Here is a 24,639-nt window from a genome sequence, read left to right on the forward strand (position 1 = left end):
CCTTGAGAATAATTTAAAAAAATCCGTATGTTAGCCTGACATAATCAACATGCTTATTAGTTACTGACCGAATAAAGAACTACCATTGAGAAAAACACTACCTATCTGCCTAGCCTGTGGATGCCTATTGGCTGGATTATTGATATCGCCCATTTGGTGTGCTGCGCAACAGCCCGACCGGATTGCCCAATTGGAGCAACGCCTGACGAACCTTTCGGCGGAATTACCCGGTATCGATCAGAAGGTGACGCTATCCGTGTCAGGCGCATCCATTCAGGAATTTCTGCGGGCATTGGCTGAAGCGGCCGACCTTAATATAAACGTAGATCCGTCCCTTGAAACCCGCATTTACAACAACTTCCAGTCCGAAACGGCGAAGAATGTCCTGCTGTTCATTGCACAGGAATATAACCTGGATATCAGCTTTATCGGGTCGATCGTTTCCGTAAGACAGCTGAATCCGCAGGAATACCGACGGCCGAAACCCATTGTGGCTGATTACAACAAGGATCTCAACCAACTTACGCTTTCGCTCGAGAATGACAGCCTGATAAGCGTGGCGCGTACCATCACCCAGAAAAGTGGCACCAACGTTATTGTCACCAACGAGCTGCGGGATAAGACAGTAACCCTCTATGTGCAGCATATGGATCTGGCAGCAGCATTGCGCCAGCTAGCTTTTAACAATCAACTGAAGCTGGCCGAAACGGCCGACGGGGCCTTTGTTTTCCTGCCCCTTGGCCAGCGGGAGGTAAATTACATCAACAGCGATGCCGAATTGTCAACCCGCAGGATGCCGCTGACATCGCCGGTGGAAGGAGGAATGGAAGGGCAGGGAAGCAACCTATTTGTGGAAACCCAGGGACAGCAGACAGCCGACTCCATCCCGCTGCTTGATGTGGAGGCGAATAATACACCCATCGAGGAAGTCGTCCGGTATGCGGCCGACCAGATAAACGCGAATTATTTTTTGTTCAGTCCGTTGCAGGGTACGGTAACGGCCCGTTTGAAACGGGTTAAATTTGATGACCTGCTAACGGCCGTGTTGCGGGGCACCGTATATTCGTATAAACGTGAAAATGGCATCTACCTGATCGGTGAACGACGGCTGGAGGGATTACGCGAGATGCGCGTCATCCAATTGCAGAACCGCTCGCTTGACACCATACAAGCCATGATCCCGGCCGAATGGCGCCAGGGTGTGGAGATCAAGGAGTTTCGTGAACAAAATACCTTGCTGGTAGCCGGACCGTCACCACAGGTGAAGGAAATTGCAGCCATTGTACAGCAGTTGGACACGCGGGTGCCGATGGTGCTGATCGAGGTGACCATGCTGGATATCCGCAAGGGCTATAATATCAAAACCGGTATCAGTGCAGGTGTTGCAGACAGTATACGCACAGGAGGGACGCTGCTCTCGGGGCTTGATTTTACGTTCGGGGCTGCGTCCATCAATGATTTCCTTTCCCGCATCGGGACAGGTACATTCAATCTGGGGCGGGTGACGCCCAACTTTTACCTCACCTTAAGCGCGCTGGAAGATAACAACAACGTCGAGCTGCGTTCGGTACCCAAGCTGTCTACCTTGAATGGGCATACGGCCTCTCTCAGCATCGGCAGCACCCGCTACTATCGGTTGTCCACACAGAATGTGATGGGATCGTTCAATCCGCAGACGGTGGTAACCGAGCAATATAACGAAGTAAATGCGGATATGACCATCGGCATCCGACCAATTGTATCGGGCGACGAGCAGGTGACCCTGAACATCAACATTGATATTTCAGACTTTACACAGGATACGCCCATCGATGAACCGCCGCCCAGCACGACCAGCAAGTTCGAGTCCATCATCCGTGTACGCAACGAAGAAATGGTGGTCTTGGGAGGCATCGAGCGATTCGAATCGACCAACAACTCGTCGGGAGTTCCGGTGCTGTCAAGGATCCCCGGGCTGAAGTGGTTGTTCAGCAGCCGATCCAAAGGCCGTAACAAAGTGGTGTCGGTCGTGTTCATCAAGCCAACAATTATTTACCAATAAGCAACACCTCACATGCTTCAGTCACTCACATCGTACCTCAAGCACATTCCCCAACTGGTCGGAGTGGAGCTGTTGTTGGACGAAGGGGAGGCGCTTACGGCAAACCTGGCTGTGGTGAAGCGTGCAGGCACAAAGGTGCATTTCGTGAATGGAGAGTACAGGTTGACCTCGCTTGAATCCCTAAGTGAACACATGCCGCATGGAACACCGGTGGCACTCACCATCGGCGGAAAGGGAATTATCCACCGGGCATTAACCGGTGCCCACGACGGCGACGCCTTGAAACAGGTGCTGCCCAATGCAAAAGTCGACGACTTCTATATTCAGAAGGTCGAAACGGAGGGAAATACCTTTTTATCCGTGGCGCGGAAAAAACTCGTGGATGACCTGATTGCACGGATGGACCGGCAAGGGATCAAATTACTGGGAGTAGGCCTCGGGCCCTTTGCCGTTACGTTGTTCGGTGCTTTCGTATTTGACGGTAACCGGGATGCCCGTCTGCTGGGCCGGCACCGCTTCGTCCTTCAGGCAGGCAAGCCGGTAGGGTACGAGCTGCAGCCCGCGGATCGCCATCGCTCAGCGGGAGGCGTAGACATCGCCGGAGAGCAGCTGAATGAACAACTCGTCGTCGCGTTCGCAACCGCATTTGCGGCAATAAGCGATGTGACATCGGTTCAACTAGCCATACTACCGCTGCAAGCCCGGTATGAAGAACATAGGCAGCACTGGATGTTTAAGCGCTGCGGGGTAGCGCTGATCGCTTTTTTCTTCGGGTTGCTGCTGGTTAACACGTTTTTTTTCATGCACTATTCAAACCAGATCGCCGATAGCGGGGGAAGCGATGTGCAGGCAATCCAGCGGGAGATCGACGCACTGCGCAAGCAGGCTTCGGAGCGCGAAACGCTATTGGGAGGGATTTGGTATGCGGATGCACCCCGCTGGGGAATGGCGTATTTGGCCGACCGGCTGGCAGTCACGGTACCCGAAGGGGTGCTGTTGAATGACTTGTCGGTATACCCGAAGGACGAAGCATTGAGCCGCAAGCAGGGGCGCCCCGTGCATACGCCTTCAATGATCCGCATTAAAGGGACGTGTACAGACATGCCATTGTTGAACGGTTGGATTAAACAGATACGCGATCTGTCATTCTGCCAGTCGGTCAAGCTTGAGCAGTACCAGTTTGATGGCCGTGAGGGCGTCGGGATTTTCGGTTTATCGCTTACGTTGCAGCCATGATCTCATTCTTTAATCGATATAGCTGGCATACCAAAAACCGCCTGTTGTGGGCGGGAGCGCTGGTCTTTTTGCTACTCAGCTATCAATTGGCGGTGAAACCGACGTTACGCCTGCGGACCGAGTATAAAAGCTTGCAGGATGGTGAGGCCGCACGGCAGGCTAACCTGGCATTATTGAACCAGCTGCGGGCCGGGGCAAACCGGACCGGCCACTTGTTTGCATCCAGCACAGCCGAATCAGACAGCGCGCTGTCCGAACCCGAACGCATTGCAGCACTGACTCAGCACCACGGTGCTGCGATGCGCAGCATGCCCGTACCAAAGCGGTTGGGTGCTGAAACCTCATTGCATCTGGATTATACGGAGTACCAAATGGAAGGTAACTTTTCGAGGTTACTGCAGGTACTCCACGATATCGAAAGGCAGCAGGACCTGCATGTACTGAGTGCCTCTTTTGTGAAACAACCCAACCCCAGCACCCGTGCGCCGGAGCTGCTCCTGCAGGTACGAACGGTGAGGTTGGCAGACGATTGACGTATATGAAGACAACGAAACGCTTTTCCCGCATCTTTGCGGCTTGTTTATGTGCCTCCCTGCTATTGGTCACCTGCACGGAGTTTTTGGAAGAGTCCATCGACGACGGAAAGGTGGAATTGCTTTCGCCCGGAGCCCATGCAGAGACCAACGTATATGCGATTGATTTCCTTTGGGAGCCATTGGATCATGCCCTGCAATACCGGCTCCAGGTTGCTGCGCCATCGTTTGACTCGGCACCGATTTTTTATGCCGACACCACGGTCGATAAGCCCCGGTTCAGCATCAGCCTGCAACCGGGCCAGTACCAATGGCGGGTAAAAGCGTTAAACGGAAGCAGTGCAACCGCGTACACAACACGCACATTTACCATACATGAGGCTGCCCTTAGCACGCAGATTGTACTCTTGGACACGCCGCCGAACAATTTCCTTACCTCCCGCAATCGCGTAGACTTCGGGTGGCAGCGCATATTCAGCGCGCAAAATTACCGGCTGCAAGTAGACACCAACGGCTTTACTGATGAAACGGACATACTGATGGACCGGGTGGTGGATGGTGAGGCATTCGGTTTTGATGTGACGGAAGAAGCGCAGTATCAATGGCGCGTTCGGGCGGAGAATGACACCGCACAGTCGCGGTGGTCTACCGTGCGAAGGTTTACCTACGACCTTACGCCACCTAATCCACCGACATTGACGGTGCCGGTGAATAACGCACAGGTAAGTCGCCCGGTAACCCTGCAATGGAGCGGCGACAATAACGTAGCATCCTATCGGCTCTATGTATATAAAAGTGACTCGACATTGTATAATGTGGAGTTTCCCAAACGGTTGGAAACCACCACTACCGTGTTTGAGGAAGGCACAAGAGGCGAGCGGATACTGTGGCGGGTCCGTGCTACGGACCGTGCGGGCAACGAAAGCGGATACAGCGCGTGGCGGAGTTTTGTTATCTTACGATGAAGAAGAAGCTTACTTTTCCACTGTTAGTACTCGTGTTGTTGCTGTGGGGAGCGATTTTTTATCGCATCTTCTCGGGCTTGGGGGCCGATACCGACGTTACGCCCACGCCGAAGACGGTTGTTCCTTCCCAGCCGGCAGCTGATGTCACGGACGATACGTTGCTGCTGAACTACCGCGATCCGTTCCTGTCCAATGTGCAGGAAGCGCCGGTTATGGAAGAAGATAGTCTCGTTGCAGACTACGGATATGTAGAAGAGGCGGCTCCCTATGTAGACTGGTCTCAGGTACAATATTTAGGTTCGATAAACAACCGCGGAAACGGCAAATCGGTAGCATTGGTACGTATCAACGGCCGGGAATACATGCTCACGTCCGGAGAAACCGTGGATGGTTTTACGTTAGTAAAACAGAATGGCTCGTCGATTTCGATGAGCTACTCAGGGCAGGTAACAACGGTTGCCATGCAACCGGGAAACAATGAAATGCAATATCAATGAACATACAGGATTTATTTAGGAAGATACGCGCATACGGATTGGTTGGGTTTGTTTGGGTTGCCGGACTCGGGTTTAGTATGCCGGCTTTTGGCCAACGGTACCTGGAAGATGCGATCCCGTATCAGACCAGTGCGCGCATACGCACTGCGGAAGGATTCGTGGAGGCGAATTTCACGAGGCGTTCCTACTTAGGTAAGGCGCAACCACAGGATGTTTACTATTCGTATTACCGGGATAGCATCTACGCCACCCAGGGTGGATACCACGGCAGACCCTTGCATGGGGTATACACAGAACGGTATGACGACAATACCCTAAAAGTGCTGGGGAAATATCACTATGGACTGAAAAAAGGAAAATGGCAGCACTGGGACCGGAGCGGGGTGCTGCGTAAGGTTTCCTGGTGGAGGGAGGGTAAGGAAACAGGTAGGTTTGCTATCTACGGCGAATCCGGAAAGCTGCAGCAGCGAGGGTATTTCGTGGGTGGAAAATTTGATGGCATAGTTACGACCTATCATTCGGCAGACAGTACCGGCGTGGAGAAACGGCGATACCAAAAAGGCGTAGAAATAGACCCGCCGAATGGAGGCAATTGGTTCGGCAGAACGTACGATCGCGTACGAGCATTCTTTTGGTAAATGATTGGAATCCATGAGCAGAAATTCTGAAAAAATTTTATGGGGATAATACATTTATCACTATCTTAGGAGACGACTATAGAAAAACATTAAAATAGAAAAGAAGCATACAAAACATCAACCAACGAAGTAATCGGTAAAACGATAGCCTAAACAGGGGAATCAATCAGTAAAGATATCGGGCTTTAGTTTGTGTGAAGCGGAAGCGGTTGTGAATGGCAAGGGAGCTGTTTGCGGTTTCGCGGCAGATCCTTCTGTCAGGAATGGACTTTATCAATCAAATTAAGCGTAGCCATGATAACAAGAACCTTGGTCATTCAATTATGTTTATTCTCATTTCCGGTTATTAGCTTAGCTCAAACGCAAACTAATTTATTTCCGACATCTGGAAATGCTGGATTGGGGACTACCGTCCCTTATTCTATTGGGTCGTATTCCGTTTTCGATATTGTCGGAAAATCCCCGTCCAATGGAGGATATATTCGATTTAGAACCTCCGATGGCTCAGGTACTGCCCGGATTTTTAATAGCAATGACAGATTGCGGTTTGATTTACAAACTCCGAATATGTATTTCGAATACCGCAATTCAATCGACAAAGAAATATTCCGATTGAATCAGGACGGTTCTGCTCGGTGGAGTGGTAACGCATCCAGTTATACGGAAGTGGCGTCAAATACAAGCGGCCAATTTATTAGGCAATATTCGAATAGTGGCTCTACCCTAAGTTGGTTGATCCGAGGTTACGCGACGAATGGCATTCAGGCAGAATTCCGGGATGGTGGCATCGAGGTGAATGGCAGGGTGCGGGCTAAAGAAGTAAAGGTCGAAACCACGAATTGGCCGGATTACGTTTTCCATAAGGACTATGTCCTGCCTTCCCTTTCCGAACTTGACGCCTATATCAAAAAAGAGGGGCACTTACCCGGAATACCCACGGCAAAAAAAGCGGAATCCGAAGGTGTTGACCTCGGCGAGATGAATAGGAAGCTTTTGGAAAAAGTTGAGGAACTGACACTTCACTTGATTCGGTTGGACGCGGAGAATCGCGAGCTGCATAAGCAAATGCAATCGCTTACCGACGAAACCAAAACAATCAAATCCACCACAAACTAATATAATGAAAAGCACGCTAAGCATATTGATTTTGCAGTCGCTTCGCTTTTGCTTGGAAGCGTATCCATGACAACCCATCACTTTGCACGCCTTCGATACGTTGCCCAGATGCTGTGCAAGCTCTAATACTCCTAACTTGTTCTTGATGATTTTTTGTTGTGTTGTCATATTACTTGATCTAAAGTTACTTTTCTAATCGTAACTGTGAGATTAAGTCGTGACTAATTCAACTAAAATCTCAAATAATGAGACGGCTTTCTATGGAATCAGTTTGAAAATCTGTTCGAGTTCCTTGTCTGTGACGGTGCTTTTTTCGGACTTGTCAAAGATGGAGGAAAGGTAGACGGTGTAGCGGACCACTTTCACGTAGGTAACCACCCTCGCCCCGCCGGACTTCCCCTTGCCTTTGGAGGCAATGGCAAGGCGTATCTTGTAGAAGTTGTTGCCGAGGGCGGTACCCAGTTCCGGCTCGTCGGCGAGCCGTTCGATGAGCACGGCCAAATCCCTTTTGAGCGAAGGGTACTTCTTGGTCAGCCGTTTGGCCTGCTTGTCAAAAAGCGGTATGGAGGCAATGTTATAGCTCATCCAGTAGCTCATGTGCGGGCCGGGCTTTCAGTTTGCCCTGTTCCACAAGTTTGAGTTCGTTTACCGCTTCCCTGAGTTCCTGCAACAGCTGCTCTTTGGTGGGTTCCTCGTATTCCAGGGCCTCCAAGTCCCGGTACTGCTTTTTGAGCTCCTTCCACTCTTTGATGGGGATATACACCCCGGTGGCCTTACCCTTGCTGTCTTGTATAACCTGTAGTCTCATAATCAAATTACTTCAATAAACCACTTTTGTGTATGGTTCTAATCGCATCGCAAGTATTCAAACGACTCTTACAAAATTAGCACATATTTTTGACATTCCGTTCATCGTCCGCCAGGTGTAATCGGCTATCTTTAGGGTAGCTTTATTGCGACGGACAGCTACCCTTTAACAGCATAAGCCGGAAAACAGTGGCGACAAATCCATAGGAATCCTATCTTTGGAAGGTTAGGCTTTCTCTGAGCAGACAAAAATCGGGCAGTAAGGAGAACGGTGACAAACATTAAATGACGGGCCTCATCCTTTTTGCGATGGTATTTGCGAATTTTTCTTGGATAATCCAAAGTAATTCGTTAGTATTACATCGGATAAGACATCGGCCTAAACGAAGGATTCCAGCGGCAGGATTTATCGGCTAATGTTTGTGCTTGAGGGACAAACAACTGATTTATTTACCTATTTTGCACCAATGAATACTCCATAAGAAATACCGAATAGAAAACATCGACCATTAAAACACACGTAGCATCAACAGCCTAAACCGGAGGAATTGGCAGATCGAATTTCTAGGCTTTTGAAAGCGGAAGTGGTGGTGTAAGGCGTAAGTCATACACAAATAGCGTTTGCAGCTATTGTGGCCACGCTGTAGGTATGCGCGGGCACGTTCTGCACATAATCAGTCCTGAAGGATTAATGCCAAAAATGAACTCAATGACTAGTAAACTGATATATGAAAGTACAATACCGCTTTTAGGAATCTTTTTCAACGGCAATTTCTTTACTCGGGAAACTGGCTGCATCAATACACAGGCCACCCGTTCGGAATCCCTTCTGCTAAGGACGCGGAAGCCGAAAACATCGGAATGCTGCACATCATGAAGCAAAATCAACCGATTGAGCAATTGGAAGCTAACCAATAATGATAACACATGAGATAATTATCACATGAAGAATAGATTAATTTTTAGACTTGCCTGGGCCGTTTGGCTAATACTGGGCATATCCGCAAAAAGTTATACGCAGCAGACTGGTAGTATTACCGTGGGGGGAGATTTAAATACATTCTATCCCGTTTCCTGGTACGATGGCGGCTGGAGTAGCCATAGGCAAACCGAGCTCCATATTGGCCGTTCATCTGCTCATATAGACAGTCAATGGCGTGGGGGCTTAATTGCCACATTCCAGTTCCATACCACAAGCTGGGGAAACCAGGCTAATTTCATCAATGCACACATTGGCTCATTTCGTGGAACCACCAATATTTCAGGTCGGAATTTTGTGGCTGGATGGCTAGACGTAACGGCAGGGAATAGTGATCGGAGGATCGTGATCTGGTTGCGCGGCGGCGGTACTACCTATTATTACCACGCTTCTGCCGGGGTAGACCCGATGGTGTATGATGGGGTACAAAACGCGCTGCCTTATACCACGTCCAATGGTGGTTCCTCGTACAATACAAAAAGTACCGTAGACGACTACGTCAACAGTTTCGGGACAACGCTTGGCCAGTCACTATATGTGCAATCCACGAGCGACAATGTCTTAATGGGCAACTTAGGCATCGGTACTCGGTATCCGCAAGAGCGGTTGTCGGTTAACGGCAATATCCGGGCAAAAGAGGTTAAAGTTGAAATGGCCAATTGGCCGGACTACGTCTTTGGGGGGGATTATGATCTCATGCCGTTGGCTGAATTAGAATCCTACATCAACACACATGGTCACCTGCCCGGGATACCTACCGCCGGGGAGGCAGAGGCAGATGGTGTGGCACTCGCCGAGATGAACCGGAAACTGCTGGAAAAGGTCGAGGAGCTGACGCTGTATATATTGGAACAACAGCGCCAAATCAATCAGTTGAAAATAAAAACCAAAAATCCGTGATATGATGAAACGTTTAGCAATTTTAATAATCACTATTTCGTGGTTTGATTTGGCCTACTGCCAAGACCCTAATATCCTAATCGGATTGCCCACGCCCGCCTTTGGTGTAACGATTAAAGCGAATTTCCCAACGGGAGCCAGTGGATGGGCAAGAGGATTCAAAATATCAAATCAAGATAACAGCCAATCCTTTATCATGCTTGGAACTTACGGATCATATGCCAATGGGATATCGTCTGAAAACTATTCATACATAGGCAGAATTTATTCTGATCCTTATATGACATTTCTACCCTCTGGTAACGTTGGCGTCGGCACCACCAATCCCCAAGCCAAGTTGGCGGTAAATGGAAATATCCTTGCCAAGGAGGTAAAAGTCAAAACGAACATCGCTGTACCTGACTACGTATTTGAACCGGATTACGAACTGCCTCCATTGGATGAAATCGAAGCTTATGTGAAAGCACACAAACACCTGCCGGAGATTCCTTCGGCAGCGGATATCAAACGGGATGGATTGAACCTGGCTGAAATGAATTTGCTGTTGCTGAAGAAAGTAGAGGAACTGACGCTGCATTTGATTGAGAAAACGAAGAAACAGGAACGGCAGGATGAACGGATTGAGCGATTGGAAGAGCTACTTGCCGCAATGCATGAGAAACAGGACGATGCTGAAGAGTTATTGAAATCAAACTAAATATACTATTGGTCATGAGTTATTTAAATCGAATCGTTTTGATGGTTTTTGTGTCGGTATTCAGCCAACAAACATTTGGTCAAGGAAATCCGCAGATTATCCCGGTATCGCCAGAAGCGGCGGCGTTGACCAAGATGGTTAACTATCCGGTCAACATGAACACAGGCATTCCAGATATCAATATCCCGCTGTACGAGATTAATGTGGGTGGGATGAAACTTCCTATCGCTTTACAATATCATGCCGGCGGATTCCGGATTAATGAACAGGCCACGCGTGCAGGGCTGGGATGGTCGCTGAGCTCAGACCTACAGATTACCCGAACGGTTAATGGCATGGATGATCTCATTACGGGAGGTTATGTAGACAACAATCTGGTCAAGGCCTATTATCCCAACCCGTCCACCTGTGGCACTTGTAGTTATCCATTTAATGGGATCGAGGGATATTTATTGGGAGAAGGAACCAAAGATGCTGCACCCGACAAGTTCTCGTATAAATTGTTGAATAAGTCCGGATCATTCTATTTCCAGAAAAATAATGCGGGAACCAGTTATACCATTGTACCTGTTCCGTTTGATAATATCAAAATCACGTATGTTAATGGTATGTTCATTATCAAGGACACAGACGGTACCACATATCATTTCGGTGAGCCCGGAAACGGAGACGTGAATCAACTTCGGGCCATGGGCATTGAAACCTCCGGCCCGGTGGATGTCGGAGGGAATTGTTCCAGTGGCCAGTGCGTACGGTCAACCTGGAAGTGTAAACGCATAGTCAATAATGCGGGAACCGACGAAATTATATTTACTTATTCAAATAAAACCTTGGCCAGGTATCGCACCCATCAAGATTATGTGGAGTACTACAATAACGAAAACCCATGCAACCTATCATGGAATGGCTACTATACCTCAAATACTTCGCCAATGGCTAATCCTTCATGGGGTTACGAAGCCCTAATGCAAAACGTCCCTTTTCATCGCATTTCTTCTCCCAAATATATGGTTGTGTTTGGCACGGATGCTACATCCTATTTCCATGTGCCTTATCTGAACAGTTCGAATGTGGTGACAGATCGAATTTATGCCAAAATGGGCACCACTAATTCCATTACGACAAACGTAGCCGGGCTTTCCGTGTCGGAAATCAGTTTTCGGGGAGGGAAAGTCCAGTTTAATGGGGCTGACAAGCTGAGTTCTATTCGCATTTTGGATGCCAATAATTCGGAGGTGAAAACGATCTATCTCTTTCAATCTTATACTAACGCAGCTTATGTGAATGAATCTAAGGTGTTTAATGGGCTAGATTTTTTGGGGACCATGTACCTTGACTCGCTGCACGTAAGGTCCGGGACAAACACTTTTGAACGTTATGCGCTTTTCTATGAGAGCAAATTTTGCTTTGGCAATCACCTGAAAGGTCATGATGCATGGGGCTACCCAAATGCGAACACTATGGAAATAGCCTACGCTAACAACACGACTGGGAATATTCTGACCCTTCCGACAATGAATATTTTGCAACAGCGCTTTTATCGGGATGTCGCCGGCGGGTGTTTAAATTTTGGTACAAACATACCGATAGTCGTAGGCGGCAATAACTGGGCGGAAGTTCCAGACCAAATGGCGATCAAACGGGGTATGTTAAAACGGATTGTGTATCCAACAGGTGGATTTACGGATTTCGATTTTGAATCCAACCAATATTCTGAAAGGTTTATCGGGTCGGGATATAACCATGTTCTCCCGCAGCTGAGCGGTGGACTCCGTATACGTAGCGTTAATACCTATGATGCAGATGGTACACATCAGAGCCAGCTTTATTATAGATACGGCATGTTTGAAGAAGGGGCGGGATTATTGATCAACAAGCCTTCTCGAACAATGGAAAATGGCGAATTTTATTACGGCGCTGTGAGTTATGATCAGAACATCGTCTACCTGCAAGGGCCTTCTCCACAGTCATGCTTTACACCGAGTTGCCTTTCTGTATTAGCGATCGAGAAGAAGACCACCTACCAGCCGGCATCCATTCTTAACTACACCTATGCTAATGGAGCACCGATTTACTACCAAAAGGTTACCGAGTACCGCCAAGACCTTGGGCAACAATCGGGGAAGATCGTATACGAATATTATGAGCCGCAACGTTTTCACGACTTTTATGCACCCCTTTATGAAGAGAACTGGATACCGGGCACTAATATCTCTTATCAAAAAACTGATGGCCTTATGGGACAGCAAAAATCCGTGAAGAGTTATGAACCTGATGGCGCTTATGGTTACCGGCTGGTTGTGAAAAAAGAATACGAATACGAGCGCTATCTTCGGCCGGAGCAGGTACGTGTAGCATACTCGTTAAAACAAACGCTATATAGCGTAGCTGAAGGAAACTATTCAGGTTCCATGCTTGATATCTATGCCAGCGGGAATTTTGGTATTTCCAACTACGTGCAGGGACAGTATGGCATCCCTTCTGCCCGCATGCTTATCAAGAGAATCACGGAGACAAGCTACGAGAAAGGGGACAGTATCAAAACAGTCAAGAACTACGCTTATGCACACCTGCCTTATTTGCAGCCATCGTCAATTACCTCCACAAATAGTAAAGGACAGCAGACGGTAAGGACGATGCGGTATGCATATAATTTTACTACTACGCCTGTTTACGCAGAAATGGCCGATTCCAACATGATCAGCCAGGTCATCGAGGAATTTGAAACGCTCGGTGGCCTTGAGATTACACGAGCCAGAACTAACTATATGAAATTTCCGGTTGGTTTTGGCTTAATTGCGCCGGCTACACAGCAGAGTTCGGTCAAAGGGGCCGCGTTGCGTACGGATATCACTTTTAATGAATATGATCAGTACGGCAACGTACTCCAGCTTACTGGCCGCGACGGTATTCCGGTTTCCTACCTTTGGGGTTATCAGAGTTTATATCCCGTGGCCGAACTAAAAGGAGTAAGTTATGCTAGCATTCCCAATACTTACAAATCCAATCTGCAGATCATTAATCCATCTACGGATGCAGCCTTGCATACTTTGCTGTCTGGTCTGAGGACGACATTTTCTGTGGATAAGACGGTCGATACTTATTCCTATAAACGTCTCGTTGGAATGACGCGGCACGTGGATCCGGCAGGACGGAATAGCTATTATGAATACGATGCAATCGGTCGGTTACGTGCTGAAAAAGACCATAACGGTTATGTCTTGAATCAATATGACTATCATCTCAGCGGACCGATCATTGCCGTTTCCAGCGTAATGACGTACGCGAGTGTGCCGGCGATACGCTCCTATAGCCTTGTGTGCGCTCCGGGCGTACGTCGGTTTTTTAACCGGATTATACCGGGAGGGAAAAACATATCATTCAACCAATTCAGCGCAGATTTTGCCTCGATTTCAGAAGTTGAAGTTCCCATACCTCCGGCTGACCTTCCACCATGTCCGTCCGCATCCCCTATGGTCGCGATGCGGTTGACTCACTCGATTAATACAAGTATAGGAAATCCATCCCTGCTGGAAGTTGATTTTATCAAAGCTGGGCACGTAGCGGCTTCTTACCGATTTTTCCCATTCTCCCTTCCTATCCAGGAAAGTACCGTGTTTCTTCCGCCCGGTGAATATCAGATCAGCGTACGCATTAGCGCCAATGTAAACTATAACGATGGGCTGTTTAGCTTTTGGTTTACAGGGTCTTCATACAATGAAAGGGTTGATCGTGAGCACAAATATGTCCTAACAGCAGGGCAGAACTATCATTTAGCCATTCAGTCGATGTTCTACTAATTAATGATTGACGTTATGGGAAGTAAACAAAACGCGTCTTTTTATTTGACGCAGATAAAGTGGACGATGAGAACGATAGGACTTTTATTATTGGCATTCCCGTGCGGTCTTCTTGCTCAGGAAAGTAACTCGGACAGCCTGGATATTGACAGCGTGGCAGCAACACAGTCGCCAGCTTCCCTGGACACTTATCAGTCTGTCGGTAGTTTGTCCGTCAGGAATGCCGTCTTAATGGGAAGTAGTGCATTCAGCCCGAATCGTAGCTATATCCTGAGAACGAGTTATTTGGGACGTTACATCGCTGTGCAGACCGATCCATCAATCGATTCAGCCATGTTGGACATCACCTACTACGACGGGCTCGGAAGGCCGATCCAGGAAGTAGGAGTCAAAGCCACGACTGGCAAAACTAAGGATGTGGTGACTCCGATATCCTACGACGCATTCGGCAGACAGGATAGGGATTATCTGCCCTATGCGACGACAAAAGGGGTAGGGGGAGCATTCAAAGCCACCGCTGTAGCCGATCAAGCTACGTTTTATAACGCGCCGCCTTCCGGAGTGGTCCAAATCCTTGCGTCCGGTGGTGTCACCCCCTCATTTGGTTTGAGGAGGTATGAAGCGGGTCCTTTGAACCGTGTAGCGGAACAAGGCTTTCCCGGGGCGGCCTGGCAGCCGGCATCCAGTCGAGGGACATCCGGCCATACGGTGGTTTCAGCCTATACACTCAATAATATCCAAGCGTTTACCGCATTGGATACCACTCGAAGGGTCGCAAAATATGTAGTGACGTTTGCACCCGGTAGCTGGCTACCCACGCTGACGCTCGCCCCGGATACAGCAGGTTACTACGCTGCCGGTCGATTAAGGGTAAGTATCACGAAGGATGAGAATTGGGTCCCTGCTGTCGGTGCCAATAACCGGGTGGGTACCATCGAGGAATACTGGGACAAAAACGAACGGCTAGTGTTGAGACGTGTATTCAACAAAGAGGGTAGCGCAATACAGATGTTGAGTACCTACTATGTATACGACGACTACGGTAATCTGTCTTTCGTGCTGCCGCCGGAAGCCCAGCCGGATAGGGCAGCCCTGCCTGCAGCTGGAACTGCCCGCAACACTTGGTTGGCTAACTTTGTTTATCAGTATCAGTATGATGACCGCAACCGGCTGGTTGAAAAGCAACTGCCTGGTAAAGGCCGCGAATACATGGTATATAATACGTTTGACAACGTTGTGGCCACGCAGGATAGTGTGCAGCGGCTGGCAAGGGAGTGGACGGTGACCAAATACGACAAGCTGGGACGCGTAGTGCAGACTGCTATCTGGAACAATGGTAATGCAGCGATTACGCGGGCTGCGTTGCAGACATTGGTCAATAACTGGTCGGTTTCCAGTCTCCGCGAAAGTCGGACAAGCACTGGCAACGGATATACCAATGTAGCCTGGCCCACTTCATCCACCATCACCACATTAACACTTCAGTATTACGACGATTATTCGATTCCCGATTTTCCCCCGGTGTACAACCACACCGGTAGCACAATGACCAAGGGGTTGCCCACGGTTAGTCGGATCAAAGTATTGGGAGCGGGTACCGGCACTAGCAACATGCTGTGGGACGTAAGTTATTACAACAACCGAGGGGAAGTGACGAAGCGATTCACTCAACATTACAAAGGGGGGGGTACCGCCAATGTATATAACTATGATGTGACGGACGACATCTACGACTTCAGTGGGCAGGTAAGCAAAAGTACCCGTAAACACTATGTAGCAAATACCAACGGTACGGCCGCGGTGCTGCAGGTAACGGTCGTTACGGAACACGAATACGACCACCGCGGCCGGTTGAAGGACACTTGGATGCAGGTGGACGGACAGGGAACACCGGTTCGAGTTTCTGGGTTATCCTATAATGATATTGGGCAATTGAGTGGCAAGGGACTCCATTCACTAACCGGAGACAGTCAAGTGTCCTCACAAGTGGTGCTGGACGGTGATGACGTGGTGGCCCCCGGGCAACAGTCGGTAGTGGTGGCCGGGAACACAGTTACGCTTTCACCTGGATTCCACGCACAGGCCGGTAGCTATTTCCATGCGAGCATTGGCGCGGTATTCGATCAGGAGATTCATTACTCTTATAACGAACGGGGATGGCTACGCCATGCAAACAACAATCTGTTCAGCGAGGAGTTGAGGTACAATACGGGTAGCACGGCTTACTACAACGGAAATATTGCAGATCAGGTATTTACGCGAAAGCACACGACGGGTACCACGCTAAACGGAACGTACAGCTATACGTATGACGCGATAAACCGATTGCTAAAAGGTACAATGGCTAGCGGTAAAGGGCGTGAAATCCTTACTTATGACCGCAATGGCAACATTCGGTCGCTCCAGCGTACAGATGCAGCTGGAGGCCTAGTAGATCAGCTACGATACGACTATGGGGATTGGGGTAATCGACTAAAAAGCGTATACGACACAGTAGGCACTACGTTTACGGGCGATCCATTCCAACTACCCGGGACGACGAATTATACCTACGATGGGAACGGGAACCTGAAGATGCGGATGAACACGAATACGGCCGCGACGCACAAGATCAACAATATTTCCGGGGTGACCTACAACCACCTGAACCTGCCGCAGGTAGTCACGGTGGATGGGGGGACGGTGACATATACGTACGACGCTAACGGCAGGAAGTTGCGGAGCGTAAATGGCATTTATGGACAGACACGGGAATATGTAGACGGCATCGAGTACTCGGGAACCGCTATCGAGCTGATTCACATGCCGGAGGGTCGCATCCTGAAGAGCGGGAACGCCTATACGTACGAATACCTCTTGCGCGACCATCTGGGCAATAACCGGTCGGGTTTCAAGGGCGGTACACCGGGCACAGCAACCTTCGGCACGGATTATTATCCGTTCGGGCTGCAATATGCTGCCAATAATGCACTGGGAAGCCCGAAGAATAACTACCTTTATAACGGGAAAGAGTTTCAGGACAAGCTGAAACATTATGATTACGGCGCAAGGCTGTATGACCCGGTGATCGGGCGTTTCGGCAGCGTAGACCCGCTTTCGGAGGGAATGCGAAGGCATAGTCCTTACAATTACGGGTTCAACAATCCTTTGCGGTTCATCGACCCGGACGGGATGGCACCTTCTGATTGGGTGCGTGGGGAGGACGGCAGTATCTATTGGGATAAGGAAGCCACTTCCCAAGCAACTACCAAAAGTGGTGAGACGTACTTGGGCAGGGACTTGACATTTACGTTTAATAGTTATATCGATGCAGATTTATGGGATGGCCCTTTAGGTAAATTCCCAGCCGGAGATAAAATAACTTCAACTATCAATGTTACTTCCAACACTGATGCAGATAATAACCTTTTATCTGTTGATATGACGTCAAGTGTTGCCATTCATAAAACGGGAGGTATTTTTAAGACGGACGGTTTTTTCCCTGGAGAAAAGAATGTAGCCCTAAATATTAAGGGAGGTACTGAAGGTTCAGCAAGTTTTGAACAACATGCTAAGGTGAATAGCTTTGAGGAATTAGGTTTGGGTTTGATGGGGTATCAGAAGGTCAATGTTGCACAGAAGCTAACATTAGGGCTCTCGGGAAATAATTTATCCGTAGGTGCTGCCACAGATATTTTCCCCTCTGCAACCCTTTCTGTAAATGGCGTTCAATTGTTTAAATATAACCAGCCATCCTTTAAAGGAACACATGGAATAAGTAGATCAACAGTTATTGGAGATAATGGGATGGGAGGTAGTGTAACATCGCAATACACCCCATTAAGGCCATCACCAGCATTCTATATGCGATATAAAAGATAACAAATGTGGAAATTATTCAGTAACACGGCAGGATATATTTTTTTGCGTTATTTACTATTCTTAATAGCGATTTATGTCTTCAACAAAGAAGTCAAGTTTGTGAGTTGGTCTGATTTGCGAAATAGTGATGACTGGTTTTACTTCTTTTGGTTGTTTGGTATTCCGATAATTCTAGAAATATTAATTATTGGTATTCCTTTGACTTTCGGATTGAGTAGGATGACAAATTCAAATAGTAAGTGGTATTATCTATTGTTCTTTTTGCTATTTGCCATTGAGTTTGTCTTCGCTAACTACCTTTACGGTATTCAATCTTCAATATTGAAAATAAGTATTAGTTTAGTGCTGTTTTTTGTGTTCTTTTGGAAGACATTAAGGCGAGTTCCGCTATAGAGAAATCCACTGGAAGCCAAAAAATCCGCGGAAGGCAGTACGACTACGGCGCAAGGTTCTATGACCCGGTGATCGGCAGGTGGGGAAGTGTGGACCCGCTGGCGGAACAGATGCAGAGTTGGAGTCCGTACAATTACACGTTCAACAATCCCATGAAATTCACAGACCCCACGGGTATGGCACCATTGACCGATTATGAGGATGAGCTGGGTAACCTGATAGCCCATACGGATGATGGAAACGATGCGACCGTCGTCGTATCCAATGAGGACAAGGATGCGTTTTTGCAGGAGTTCAATAAATCAAAGGCGGAAGGTGCGCAAAACTCAATGCTTAACAATGAGAGTTGGATAAGAAGATATGGGATTGGCATGTCTGCCGAACCAGGGGATATGGTGCAGGATTGGGCTGTTTCGGCACTAACAGGCAATGGGTCCATGCAAGATGTTATTCCCGGACTATCGGAAAATACGACAGCGGAGCAGGGTGGTTTCCGTATCAGCCCGACTGGGCCAGCTTTGATATTACTTGGTTCTCGTTTGTTACCTAAGTCTGGGGGGGTCGGAGGCGGCGGGGCAGCAGGTAGATGGACATCTGTGGCGTCTAAGTCGTTGCGGTGGGCCGACAGGGCTGTACAAGCCGGATTGGGAACAAATTACAAGTTGCCGGCGAAAGGTTTAATCCATAGGACATTAGGTACAAGAATGGTAGGTGGTGCATTAGGAAGAGCTGTTCCCTATGCAGGCTGGATTTATACCGTTAGCGAAATAAGCTACGAGTTAGGCAAGTATTACGGGCCAAGCAAATGGTACGGTAATGATGACACAAAATGGTTTAGGTGATGGAAAAGGAATTGAGAGGGCTAATAGAATCGTATAATCCCCTGAAAGGTGCGATAAGTAATCGCACAAGGCTTTATCACGACTTAAACATCTATGGGGATGACGCTGACGAATTGCTGTCAAGGTTCTCGGAGTTATACGGAGTGGATTTGTCGAAGTTCCGTTTCAATGACTACTTTCCTAATGAGGGGGATTGGATATTGCCATCCATTCTTCGTTTAATAACGTTGAAGCCGAGTAAGACGTATAAAGAATTGACGGTAGAAAACTTAGAAAAGGCTATTGAAGCGGGATATTTAGAGTAATCCCGGCTTTCTGATGCATTATGAGCCCGGCCGTCCAAACGAGCCGGGCTTTTTCGTCACTGTGCATAAGCCTTTTTTGCCTTGCTGTCCCTGATTGACATGTCGATGAAGTAGAAGAGCTTTTCGCGGATGTCCTCGGGGAGCTTCTGCACCTCAAGGACGCGGTCGAGCGTCCTTGCGTCCAGCTGGTCGTCGGTCTTCCCGGAGAGGTAGTCGAGCGACACGTCGAGTTCGTCGGCTATCTTCCTTGCCACCTCGATGGACGGCAGGGCATCGCCCCGTTCGTACTTGCCGACCATCTCGCGCGACACGCCCGCGGCGGTCGCCAAATCCCCCTGTGACATCTTTTTTGCCTTCCTTAGTGCCGTTATCTTTTCCCCGGTGTTCATTATAGTACCCAAAAGTTCCCTTAAACCAGTGTATTTGTTCAAATATAGGTAACAAAAGTTGATAAAAAAAATGATTGTTCTCTTGTAATAAACAAATGATTGTTTACATTTGTCGATAATAGTTCACTAAAAACTTTTTTTCAACATGGCAACGAAACACAGCAGGAGGGTAAAGATACAGCCGAAATACCGTTACCTTTCATCGGGCACGCGGCGTGTGCCGGAACTCCGGATATCGGGGGCATGGCTGGCGGACCAGGGCTTCGACGAAGGTTCCTACGTGGACATCGAGGCGAGCATGGGCAGACTCATCATCACGCGCAGGTGGCATGGCAGGGGGTAGGCTGCACACGGACAACCCGGAGCTGCTGGCCTACACGGAGGGGCGGCTGCACATTACCGTGCTGGGCGGTATCAAACTGACAGGCCTCGACCGCCTGCGTGTGACACTGAAACTCACCGTGCAGGGCAGGGGCGACAAAGCCTACCGCCACAACCTCGACCTGTACAACGGCATCCAGTGCGGCCAGCTGGCCGAGCGGGCCTCGGAGGCGCTGGACATGACCGAAAGCGAACTAAGCCAATGGCTGAATAACCTCACGGCGGCACTGGAGGACTACAGGACGGAGCGGCTGGAGGCGATGAAGCCGAAGCAGGCGGAGAAAAAGGTGCTGACCGATGCCGAACGCAAAGAGGCATTGAAGTTCCTGAAATCCCCCGGTCTGCTGCAAAGGACAAAGGAAGCCATTGCGCAGAGCGGGGTGATCGGCGAGGAAACCAACGCCATGGTGGCCTATCTGGTCTACACCTCAAGGAAACGCCATACCCCGCTCCACCTGATGTGCCTTGGTGCCAGCGGCACGGGCAAGACGTGGCTGCAGGAGCGGGTGGGCGAGCTGGTGCCGGAGGAGGACAGGCTTGAAATCACCACCCTGTCGAGCAATGCCTTCTACTACTTCGGCCGTGAGGAGCTGAAGCACAAACTCCTGCTGATCGAGGACCTCGACGGCGCGGAATCGGCGCTGTACCCGCTGCGCGAACTGCAGAGCAAGCGGCGCATCAGCAAAACCGTGACCCTGAAAGACAATAAAGGCAACCTGAAAACGGTGACCCTGAACGTGGAAGGGCCGGTGTGCGTCAGCGGCTGCACGACCCGTGAAAAACTCTACGAGGACAACGCCAACCGCTGCATCCTGCTGTACATGGACGGCAGCGCCGAGCAGGACAATAAAATCATGGACTACCAGCGCAAACTCAGCGCCGGATTGGTGGATGAAACGGAGCAGCGGAAAACCAAGGCAAAGGTCAAAAATGTACAACGGCTGCTGCATCCCATCAGCGTAAGGAATCCCTACGCCACTTACCTTAAGTTGCCGGAGGCGGTGTTCAAGCCGAGGAGGACGATGCTGCTCCTGCTGCTGTTCACCGAAACCATCACGTGGTACCACCAGTACCAGCGGGAGCTGAAAACCGACACGGAAACGGGCGAGCAGTACATCGAGAGCACGCCGGAGGACGTACAGGCTGCCTTCACATTATTGGAGGACACCTTGTTGAAAAAGAGCGACGAGCTCAGCGATGCGTGCCGGGGCTTCTTTGAAAAGCTGAAGGCATACCTTAAAAAACAGGGCACGGACAGCTTTTACAGCCGTGATGTGCGCGGCCCGCTCCGGGTGAATCCCAGCAACCTGAAACGCTACCTGTACGAACTGGAGCGGATGGGCCACATCCGCATCGCAAAGGGCAACCGTTACAAGGGCTTCGAATACAGGGTTCAGGAGTGGGGCGACATGGAAGACCTGCAGAACGGTACCCGTTCGCTTATCGGCGATGTACTGGATAAAATCAAGGCGCTGCCAGTGGACCGTGGTCCATCAGTGGTCCACGGGGCAAATGGACCACTCAATGGTCAGAAAACCAGCGGGAAAGGGGCAGTGGTCCATGGCAGGTGAAAAACGTGAGGCAGGCAAGTTTGCCGAACCCTTGAATCCCCTCCACACACGCTTACAGGCAGGCTTTGGTGAATGGCTGCGGATATTGAACTTCGAGCCCACCAGCCAGCGGGATATGCCCAAGATGTTAAAGGAGTTCCTGCTCTACCTTGAGGCCAGTGGTTGCCATAGCCCGGAAAACATCACGGAAACCCACCTCGAATGTTACCTAAGCCACCTTTACCAGCGGCCCAACAAACTCCGGGGTGGGGCGATATCCAAGAACTACATCCGCAAGCACCTGCAGGTGGTCCGCAAGTTCGCAAGGTACCTTGCCGAGAGCGGGCAGGGCAGCTTCACGGTGAGCGTGGGGCTCACCGGCAAAAGCAGCAACGTGGGTGCCATACTCACCAAACCGGAAGTGGCAAGGCTGTACAAAGCCACGGGCAACGATGCACTGGGCCTGCGTGATAGGGCGATGCTGGCGGTGTATTACGGTTGCGGGCTAAGGAAGAACGAGGGTATCGCGCTGGACGTGGGCGACATCCTGCTGGACAAGGGCCTTGTGCTTGTACGGAAGGGCAAGGGGTACAAGGCGAGGCATGTGCCTTTAACGGGGCACAACAGGGGGGATATCGAAGCCTACCTTCTTTACGGCAGGCCGCACCTGCTTGGCGGCAAAAACGGGAATGCCCTGCTGCTGAACCGTGCCGGCAGGCGGCTAAGGCATCCCCTGTGCAGGCTGGCAGGGTTGAAGGGGGCTGCCGGAATAAAGAAGGCGGTCGGCCTACACACCCTTCGCCACAGCATTGCCACGCACCTGCTGGAATCGGGGATGGGGCTGGAGCAGATCCAGCGGTTCCTCGGCCACAGCAGTCTGGAATCGACCCAGATCTACACGCATATCACCAACGGATGACCTTTGAAACCTACCTCGTATCGGAAAAGCTGAAAGTTGCCACTATCAGCCAGCATGTGCGCAATGCGGGCTACTTTACCCGGTGGCTTGAAAAAGAGGGACTGGCCCTTTCGCAGACCACCCATAGGGAGATACTGGACTTCATAGACCGGCAGCGGGAAGAAAACAGGAGCATAGGCCATATCAATAGGATATTGCTGTCGTTACGCTACTACTTTGGCTACCTGAATAGGGAAAATACCATGGACGGTAATCCCGCTTCGGGGCTGAAAGTGCGGGGAGCGGTTCGGACGGTACCCACGGGGCTGTTGGAGCGGGAGGAACTGGATAGCCTCCATGAAAAATACACGGTGACCGATGACCGTACCCACCGCAATAAAACGATGCTTGGCCTGCTCGTTTACCAAGGGCTTACCCGCGAAGAACTTGAAACCCTAAGGCCGGAGCACCTGAAACTCAGGGAGGGAAAAATACACATCCCCGAAACGAACAGGAACAACGCCCGTATCCTTACGCTGGAGCCGCACCAGATACTCGACCTGCAGGAATACGCGTTGGTCATAAAACCCAAACTCGGCAGCGACCCGCAAAGGCTGTTCACGGGCAGGAATGGCAACCCGAGCCTGAACAACACCCTATTGCACCTATGCCATGCTTTGCGGCGCATCGACCCAAGGGTGCGCAACGCCACCCAGCTGCGGCAGAGCGTCATCACGGAATGGCTGAAAACGAGGGACCTCCGGCAGGTACAGTACATGGCGGGCCACCGCTACGTGAGCTCAACGGAGCGCTACCTCACGACCAGCCTTGAAGACCTCCGGGAAGCGCTGGAGAAACACCACCCGCTTAAATAGGAAAATAGGCATGAATCCCAACCCGCGGCCGGCCCGCACCGTGGCGGCGGAAACCCTTCACGGCCCCATCCGCCGGCACATTGCTGCCGACCTGTGGCGGCACCAAAGAGCCGGCCAAAGGCCCGGTTCCACCGCCCCGGATACCCAAAGCTATTGTTACATAATGCGTACTTATGGTGCTTGCCGATGGCCAAAGCAGCAACCAACCGCCCCATAAGGGCATTATGCAAAATAGCCGCACCCCGTCGCACCGAGTGCGCATCTCCCCCCGGTCAGTCAAAGCGCGGGCCTGCGGCAGCATGGCAACTGTCCATTGGGGAATCTTCCAATCCCCAAACCCCTTTGGAGCCCCGCCGCTGATAGACGTGCCGCACATGGCCACCGCTTTTACCAAAGCCCGTCCATCCGCAACGGGGGCTGCCTTTCCACCGTCCATGAACACAGAAAAGTCGGCACACTTCCGGGGTTGCCTTCCGTTAAGCCACCGGAAGCGGGAGAAGGGCGGGCTGTCAAGGGACCGTGGAATAAAGCGGAGCGCAGCGAGCATTTATGCCGCGAAAGCCCTTTACTGCCCGTCATTCGAAGGCTACCTTTGCTGCGACGGACGGCTAACCCTTAAAGCACGAACCCAAAAAGCAATAAAAGTGTGCCTCCGGCGGGCGCTCGCCGCGCGGGCAGGTTAAGGTTGATTACCCGGAAACAACCGTAAAAAACAGTGGCCGGACAATCCGCAAAAAACCTATCTTTGGGGTGTAAGACGTTCTTTGAGCAAGCGGAAATCCGACTGTAAGGAAAACGGCCGGAACGCGAAAAATCCGCGGAAGGCAGTACGACTACGGCGCAAGGTTCTATGACCCGGTGATCGGCAGGTGGGGAAGTGTGGACCCGCTGGCGGAACAGATGCAGAGTTGGAGTCCGTACAATTACACGTTCAAC

The 24,639-nt window shown here is 50.2% G+C and carries 22 protein-coding genes; 18 read left to right on the forward strand and 4 right to left on the reverse strand.

The window, feature by feature from the left end; all coding sequences use genetic code 11:
• Positions 1–85 precede the first annotated feature (85 nt).
• The 7 genes from ACFQRK_RS22940 to ACFQRK_RS22970 all read left to right on the forward strand — a co-directional run bounded on the left by ACFQRK_RS22940 (position 86) and on the right by ACFQRK_RS22970 (position 7,026).
• Positions 86–2,041: a type II secretion system protein GspD gene (locus ACFQRK_RS22940; protein ID WP_379010667.1), complete on the forward strand. Its 1,956-nt coding sequence runs from the start codon at positions 86–88 to the stop codon at positions 2,039–2,041.
• A gap of 12 nt (positions 2,042–2,053) precedes the next feature.
• Entirely contained in the window at positions 2,054–3,277 is a 1,224-nt protein-coding gene (locus ACFQRK_RS22945; RefSeq protein WP_379010668.1) for a hypothetical protein, read from the forward strand.
• A complete protein-coding gene (locus ACFQRK_RS22950; protein WP_379010670.1) occupies positions 3,274–3,810 on the forward strand; it encodes a hypothetical protein in 537 nt (178 codons plus the stop codon). The genes ACFQRK_RS22945 and ACFQRK_RS22950 overlap by 4 nt, the downstream gene beginning before the upstream one ends.
• A 5-nt stretch (positions 3,811–3,815) precedes the next feature.
• Positions 3,816–4,775 (forward strand): hypothetical protein, encoded by a 960-nt coding sequence (locus ACFQRK_RS22955; RefSeq protein WP_379010672.1) that lies wholly within the window; start codon positions 3,816–3,818, stop codon positions 4,773–4,775.
• On the forward strand, positions 4,772–5,272 hold the full coding sequence (locus tag ACFQRK_RS22960; RefSeq protein WP_379010674.1) for a hypothetical protein: 501 nt from the start codon (positions 4,772–4,774) through the stop codon (positions 5,270–5,272). The genes ACFQRK_RS22955 and ACFQRK_RS22960 overlap by 4 nt, the downstream gene beginning before the upstream one ends.
• Positions 5,269–5,910 carry a toxin-antitoxin system YwqK family antitoxin gene (locus ACFQRK_RS22965; protein ID WP_379010677.1) on the forward strand — a complete coding sequence of 214 codons (642 nt, stop codon included), beginning with the start codon at positions 5,269–5,271 and terminating at the stop codon, positions 5,908–5,910. Before ACFQRK_RS22960 ends, ACFQRK_RS22965 begins: the two co-directional genes overlap by 4 nt.
• A 567-nt stretch (positions 5,911–6,477) precedes the next feature.
• On the forward strand, positions 6,478–7,026 hold the full coding sequence (locus ACFQRK_RS22970; protein ID WP_379010698.1) for a hypothetical protein: 549 nt from the start codon (positions 6,478–6,480) through the stop codon (positions 7,024–7,026).
• A gap of 258 nt (positions 7,027–7,284) precedes the next feature.
• Here ACFQRK_RS22970 and ACFQRK_RS22975 read toward each other — a convergent pair whose 3' ends face one another.
• Positions 7,285–7,623: a type II toxin-antitoxin system RelE/ParE family toxin gene (locus tag ACFQRK_RS22975; protein ID WP_379010678.1), complete on the reverse strand. Its 339-nt coding sequence runs from the start codon at positions 7,621–7,623 to the stop codon at positions 7,285–7,287.
• On the reverse strand, positions 7,601–7,834 hold the full coding sequence (locus ACFQRK_RS22980; protein ID WP_379010680.1) for a hypothetical protein: 234 nt from the start codon (positions 7,832–7,834) through the stop codon (positions 7,601–7,603). Before ACFQRK_RS22980 ends, ACFQRK_RS22975 begins: the two co-directional genes overlap by 23 nt.
• 942 nt (positions 7,835–8,776) lie before the next feature.
• Between ACFQRK_RS22980 and ACFQRK_RS22985 the strand changes: the two genes are divergently transcribed.
• The 6 genes from ACFQRK_RS22985 to ACFQRK_RS23010 all read left to right on the forward strand — a co-directional run bounded on the left by ACFQRK_RS22985 (position 8,777) and on the right by ACFQRK_RS23010 (position 19,610).
• Entirely contained in the window at positions 8,777–9,712 is a 936-nt protein-coding gene (locus ACFQRK_RS22985; RefSeq protein ID WP_379010681.1) for a hypothetical protein, read from the forward strand.
• Position 9,713: 1 nt separating this feature from the next.
• Positions 9,714–10,409, forward strand: a complete 696-nt coding sequence (locus tag ACFQRK_RS22990; protein WP_379010682.1) for a hypothetical protein — start codon at positions 9,714–9,716, stop codon at positions 10,407–10,409.
• A gap of 14 nt (positions 10,410–10,423) precedes the next feature.
• A complete protein-coding gene (locus ACFQRK_RS22995) occupies positions 10,424–14,209 on the forward strand; it encodes a hypothetical protein (RefSeq protein ID WP_379010684.1) in 3,786 nt (1,261 codons plus the stop codon).
• A 15-nt stretch (positions 14,210–14,224) separates the two neighbouring features.
• On the forward strand, positions 14,225–18,070 hold the full coding sequence (locus ACFQRK_RS23000; RefSeq protein WP_379010685.1) for a DUF6443 domain-containing protein: 3,846 nt from the start codon (positions 14,225–14,227) through the stop codon (positions 18,068–18,070).
• A gap of 362 nt (positions 18,071–18,432) precedes the next feature.
• On the forward strand, positions 18,433–19,305 hold the full coding sequence (locus ACFQRK_RS23005) for an RHS repeat-associated core domain-containing protein (RefSeq protein WP_379010686.1): 873 nt from the start codon (positions 18,433–18,435) through the stop codon (positions 19,303–19,305).
• The gene (locus ACFQRK_RS23010) at positions 19,305–19,610 is read left to right on the forward strand and encodes a DUF1493 family protein (RefSeq protein ID WP_379010687.1); all 306 of its coding nucleotides are present in this window, start codon (positions 19,305–19,307) and stop codon (positions 19,608–19,610) included. The genes ACFQRK_RS23005 and ACFQRK_RS23010 overlap by 1 nt, the downstream gene beginning before the upstream one ends.
• A gap of 56 nt (positions 19,611–19,666) precedes the next feature.
• Here the strand turns inward: ACFQRK_RS23010 and ACFQRK_RS23015 are convergent, their stop codons facing one another.
• Positions 19,667–19,999, reverse strand: a complete 333-nt coding sequence (locus ACFQRK_RS23015; protein ID WP_379010688.1) for a helix-turn-helix domain-containing protein — start codon at positions 19,997–19,999, stop codon at positions 19,667–19,669.
• Between the two features lie 145 nt (positions 20,000–20,144).
• Here ACFQRK_RS23015 and ACFQRK_RS23020 point away from each other — a divergent pair, with 145 nt between their 5' ends.
• From ACFQRK_RS23020 to ACFQRK_RS23035, 4 genes are read left to right on the forward strand one after another with little or no spacing between them, the layout of a single operon-like run.
• Positions 20,145–20,342: a SymE family type I addiction module toxin gene (locus ACFQRK_RS23020; RefSeq protein WP_379010690.1), complete on the forward strand. Its 198-nt coding sequence runs from the start codon at positions 20,145–20,147 to the stop codon at positions 20,340–20,342.
• Positions 20,329–21,951 carry a hypothetical protein gene (locus tag ACFQRK_RS23025; RefSeq protein ID WP_379010692.1) on the forward strand — a complete coding sequence of 541 codons (1,623 nt, stop codon included), beginning with the start codon at positions 20,329–20,331 and terminating at the stop codon, positions 21,949–21,951. The genes ACFQRK_RS23020 and ACFQRK_RS23025 overlap by 14 nt, the downstream gene beginning before the upstream one ends.
• Entirely contained in the window at positions 21,905–22,849 is a 945-nt protein-coding gene (locus tag ACFQRK_RS23030) for a tyrosine-type recombinase/integrase (RefSeq protein WP_379010694.1), read from the forward strand. Before ACFQRK_RS23025 ends, ACFQRK_RS23030 begins: the two co-directional genes overlap by 47 nt.
• On the forward strand, positions 22,846–23,703 hold the full coding sequence (locus tag ACFQRK_RS23035) for a tyrosine-type recombinase/integrase (RefSeq protein ID WP_379010695.1): 858 nt from the start codon (positions 22,846–22,848) through the stop codon (positions 23,701–23,703). Before ACFQRK_RS23030 ends, ACFQRK_RS23035 begins: the two co-directional genes overlap by 4 nt.
• Here ACFQRK_RS23035 and ACFQRK_RS23040 read toward each other — a convergent pair.
• On the reverse strand, positions 23,696–24,250 hold the full coding sequence (locus ACFQRK_RS23040; protein ID WP_379010696.1) for a hypothetical protein: 555 nt from the start codon (positions 24,248–24,250) through the stop codon (positions 23,696–23,698). The genes ACFQRK_RS23035 and ACFQRK_RS23040 overlap by 8 nt on opposite strands.
• 266 nt (positions 24,251–24,516) lie before the next feature.
• On the opposite strand from ACFQRK_RS23040, the gene ACFQRK_RS23045 reads away from it, so the two are divergent.
• A partial coding sequence (locus ACFQRK_RS23045; protein ID WP_379010697.1) for an RHS repeat-associated core domain-containing protein occupies positions 24,517–24,639 on the forward strand: 123 nt, incomplete at its 3' end.

The sequence above is a fragment of the Parapedobacter sp. GCM10030251 genome (assembly GCF_042666505.1).
In the GTDB taxonomy this organism is placed as follows: Bacteria; Bacteroidota; Bacteroidia; order Sphingobacteriales; family Sphingobacteriaceae; genus Parapedobacter.

Excerpts from the sequence above, each read along its gene's own strand:
- ACFQRK_RS22960 (WP_379010674.1), top strand. The coding sequence starts at position 4,772 with ATGAAGAAGAAGCTTACTTTTCCACTGTTAGTACTCGTGTTGTTGCTG.
- ACFQRK_RS23010 (WP_379010687.1), top strand. The coding sequence starts at position 19,305 with ATGGAAAAGGAATTGAGAGGGCTAATAGAATCGTATAATCCCCTGAAA.
- ACFQRK_RS22955 (WP_379010672.1), top strand. The coding sequence starts at position 3,816 with ATGAAGACAACGAAACGCTTTTCCCGCATCTTTGCGGCTTGTTTATGT.
- ACFQRK_RS23000 (WP_379010685.1), top strand. The coding sequence starts at position 14,225 with ATGGGAAGTAAACAAAACGCGTCTTTTTATTTGACGCAGATAAAGTGG.
- ACFQRK_RS22975 (WP_379010678.1), bottom strand. The coding sequence starts at position 7,623 with ATGAGCTACTGGATGAGCTATAACATTGCCTCCATACCGCTTTTTGAC.
- ACFQRK_RS22950 (WP_379010670.1), top strand. The coding sequence starts at position 3,274 with ATGATCTCATTCTTTAATCGATATAGCTGGCATACCAAAAACCGCCTG.
- ACFQRK_RS22970 (WP_379010698.1), top strand. The coding sequence starts at position 6,478 with ATGTATTTCGAATACCGCAATTCAATCGACAAAGAAATATTCCGATTG.
- ACFQRK_RS23040 (WP_379010696.1), bottom strand. The coding sequence starts at position 24,250 with ATGCTCGCTGCGCTCCGCTTTATTCCACGGTCCCTTGACAGCCCGCCC.
- ACFQRK_RS22990 (WP_379010682.1), top strand. The coding sequence starts at position 9,714 with ATGATGAAACGTTTAGCAATTTTAATAATCACTATTTCGTGGTTTGAT.
- ACFQRK_RS23035 (WP_379010695.1), top strand. The coding sequence starts at position 22,846 with ATGACCTTTGAAACCTACCTCGTATCGGAAAAGCTGAAAGTTGCCACT.
- ACFQRK_RS23030 (WP_379010694.1), top strand. The coding sequence starts at position 21,905 with ATGGTCAGAAAACCAGCGGGAAAGGGGCAGTGGTCCATGGCAGGTGAA.
- ACFQRK_RS23025 (WP_379010692.1), top strand. The coding sequence starts at position 20,329 with ATGGCAGGGGGTAGGCTGCACACGGACAACCCGGAGCTGCTGGCCTAC.
- ACFQRK_RS22995 (WP_379010684.1), top strand. The coding sequence starts at position 10,424 with ATGAGTTATTTAAATCGAATCGTTTTGATGGTTTTTGTGTCGGTATTC.
- ACFQRK_RS22945 (WP_379010668.1), top strand. The coding sequence starts at position 2,054 with ATGCTTCAGTCACTCACATCGTACCTCAAGCACATTCCCCAACTGGTC.
- ACFQRK_RS23020 (WP_379010690.1), top strand. The coding sequence starts at position 20,145 with ATGGCAACGAAACACAGCAGGAGGGTAAAGATACAGCCGAAATACCGT.
- ACFQRK_RS22965 (WP_379010677.1), top strand. The coding sequence starts at position 5,269 with ATGAACATACAGGATTTATTTAGGAAGATACGCGCATACGGATTGGTT.
- ACFQRK_RS23015 (WP_379010688.1), bottom strand. The coding sequence starts at position 19,999 with ATGAACACCGGGGAAAAGATAACGGCACTAAGGAAGGCAAAAAAGATG.
- ACFQRK_RS22985 (WP_379010681.1), top strand. The coding sequence starts at position 8,777 with ATGAAGAATAGATTAATTTTTAGACTTGCCTGGGCCGTTTGGCTAATA.
- ACFQRK_RS22980 (WP_379010680.1), bottom strand. The coding sequence starts at position 7,834 with ATGAGACTACAGGTTATACAAGACAGCAAGGGTAAGGCCACCGGGGTG.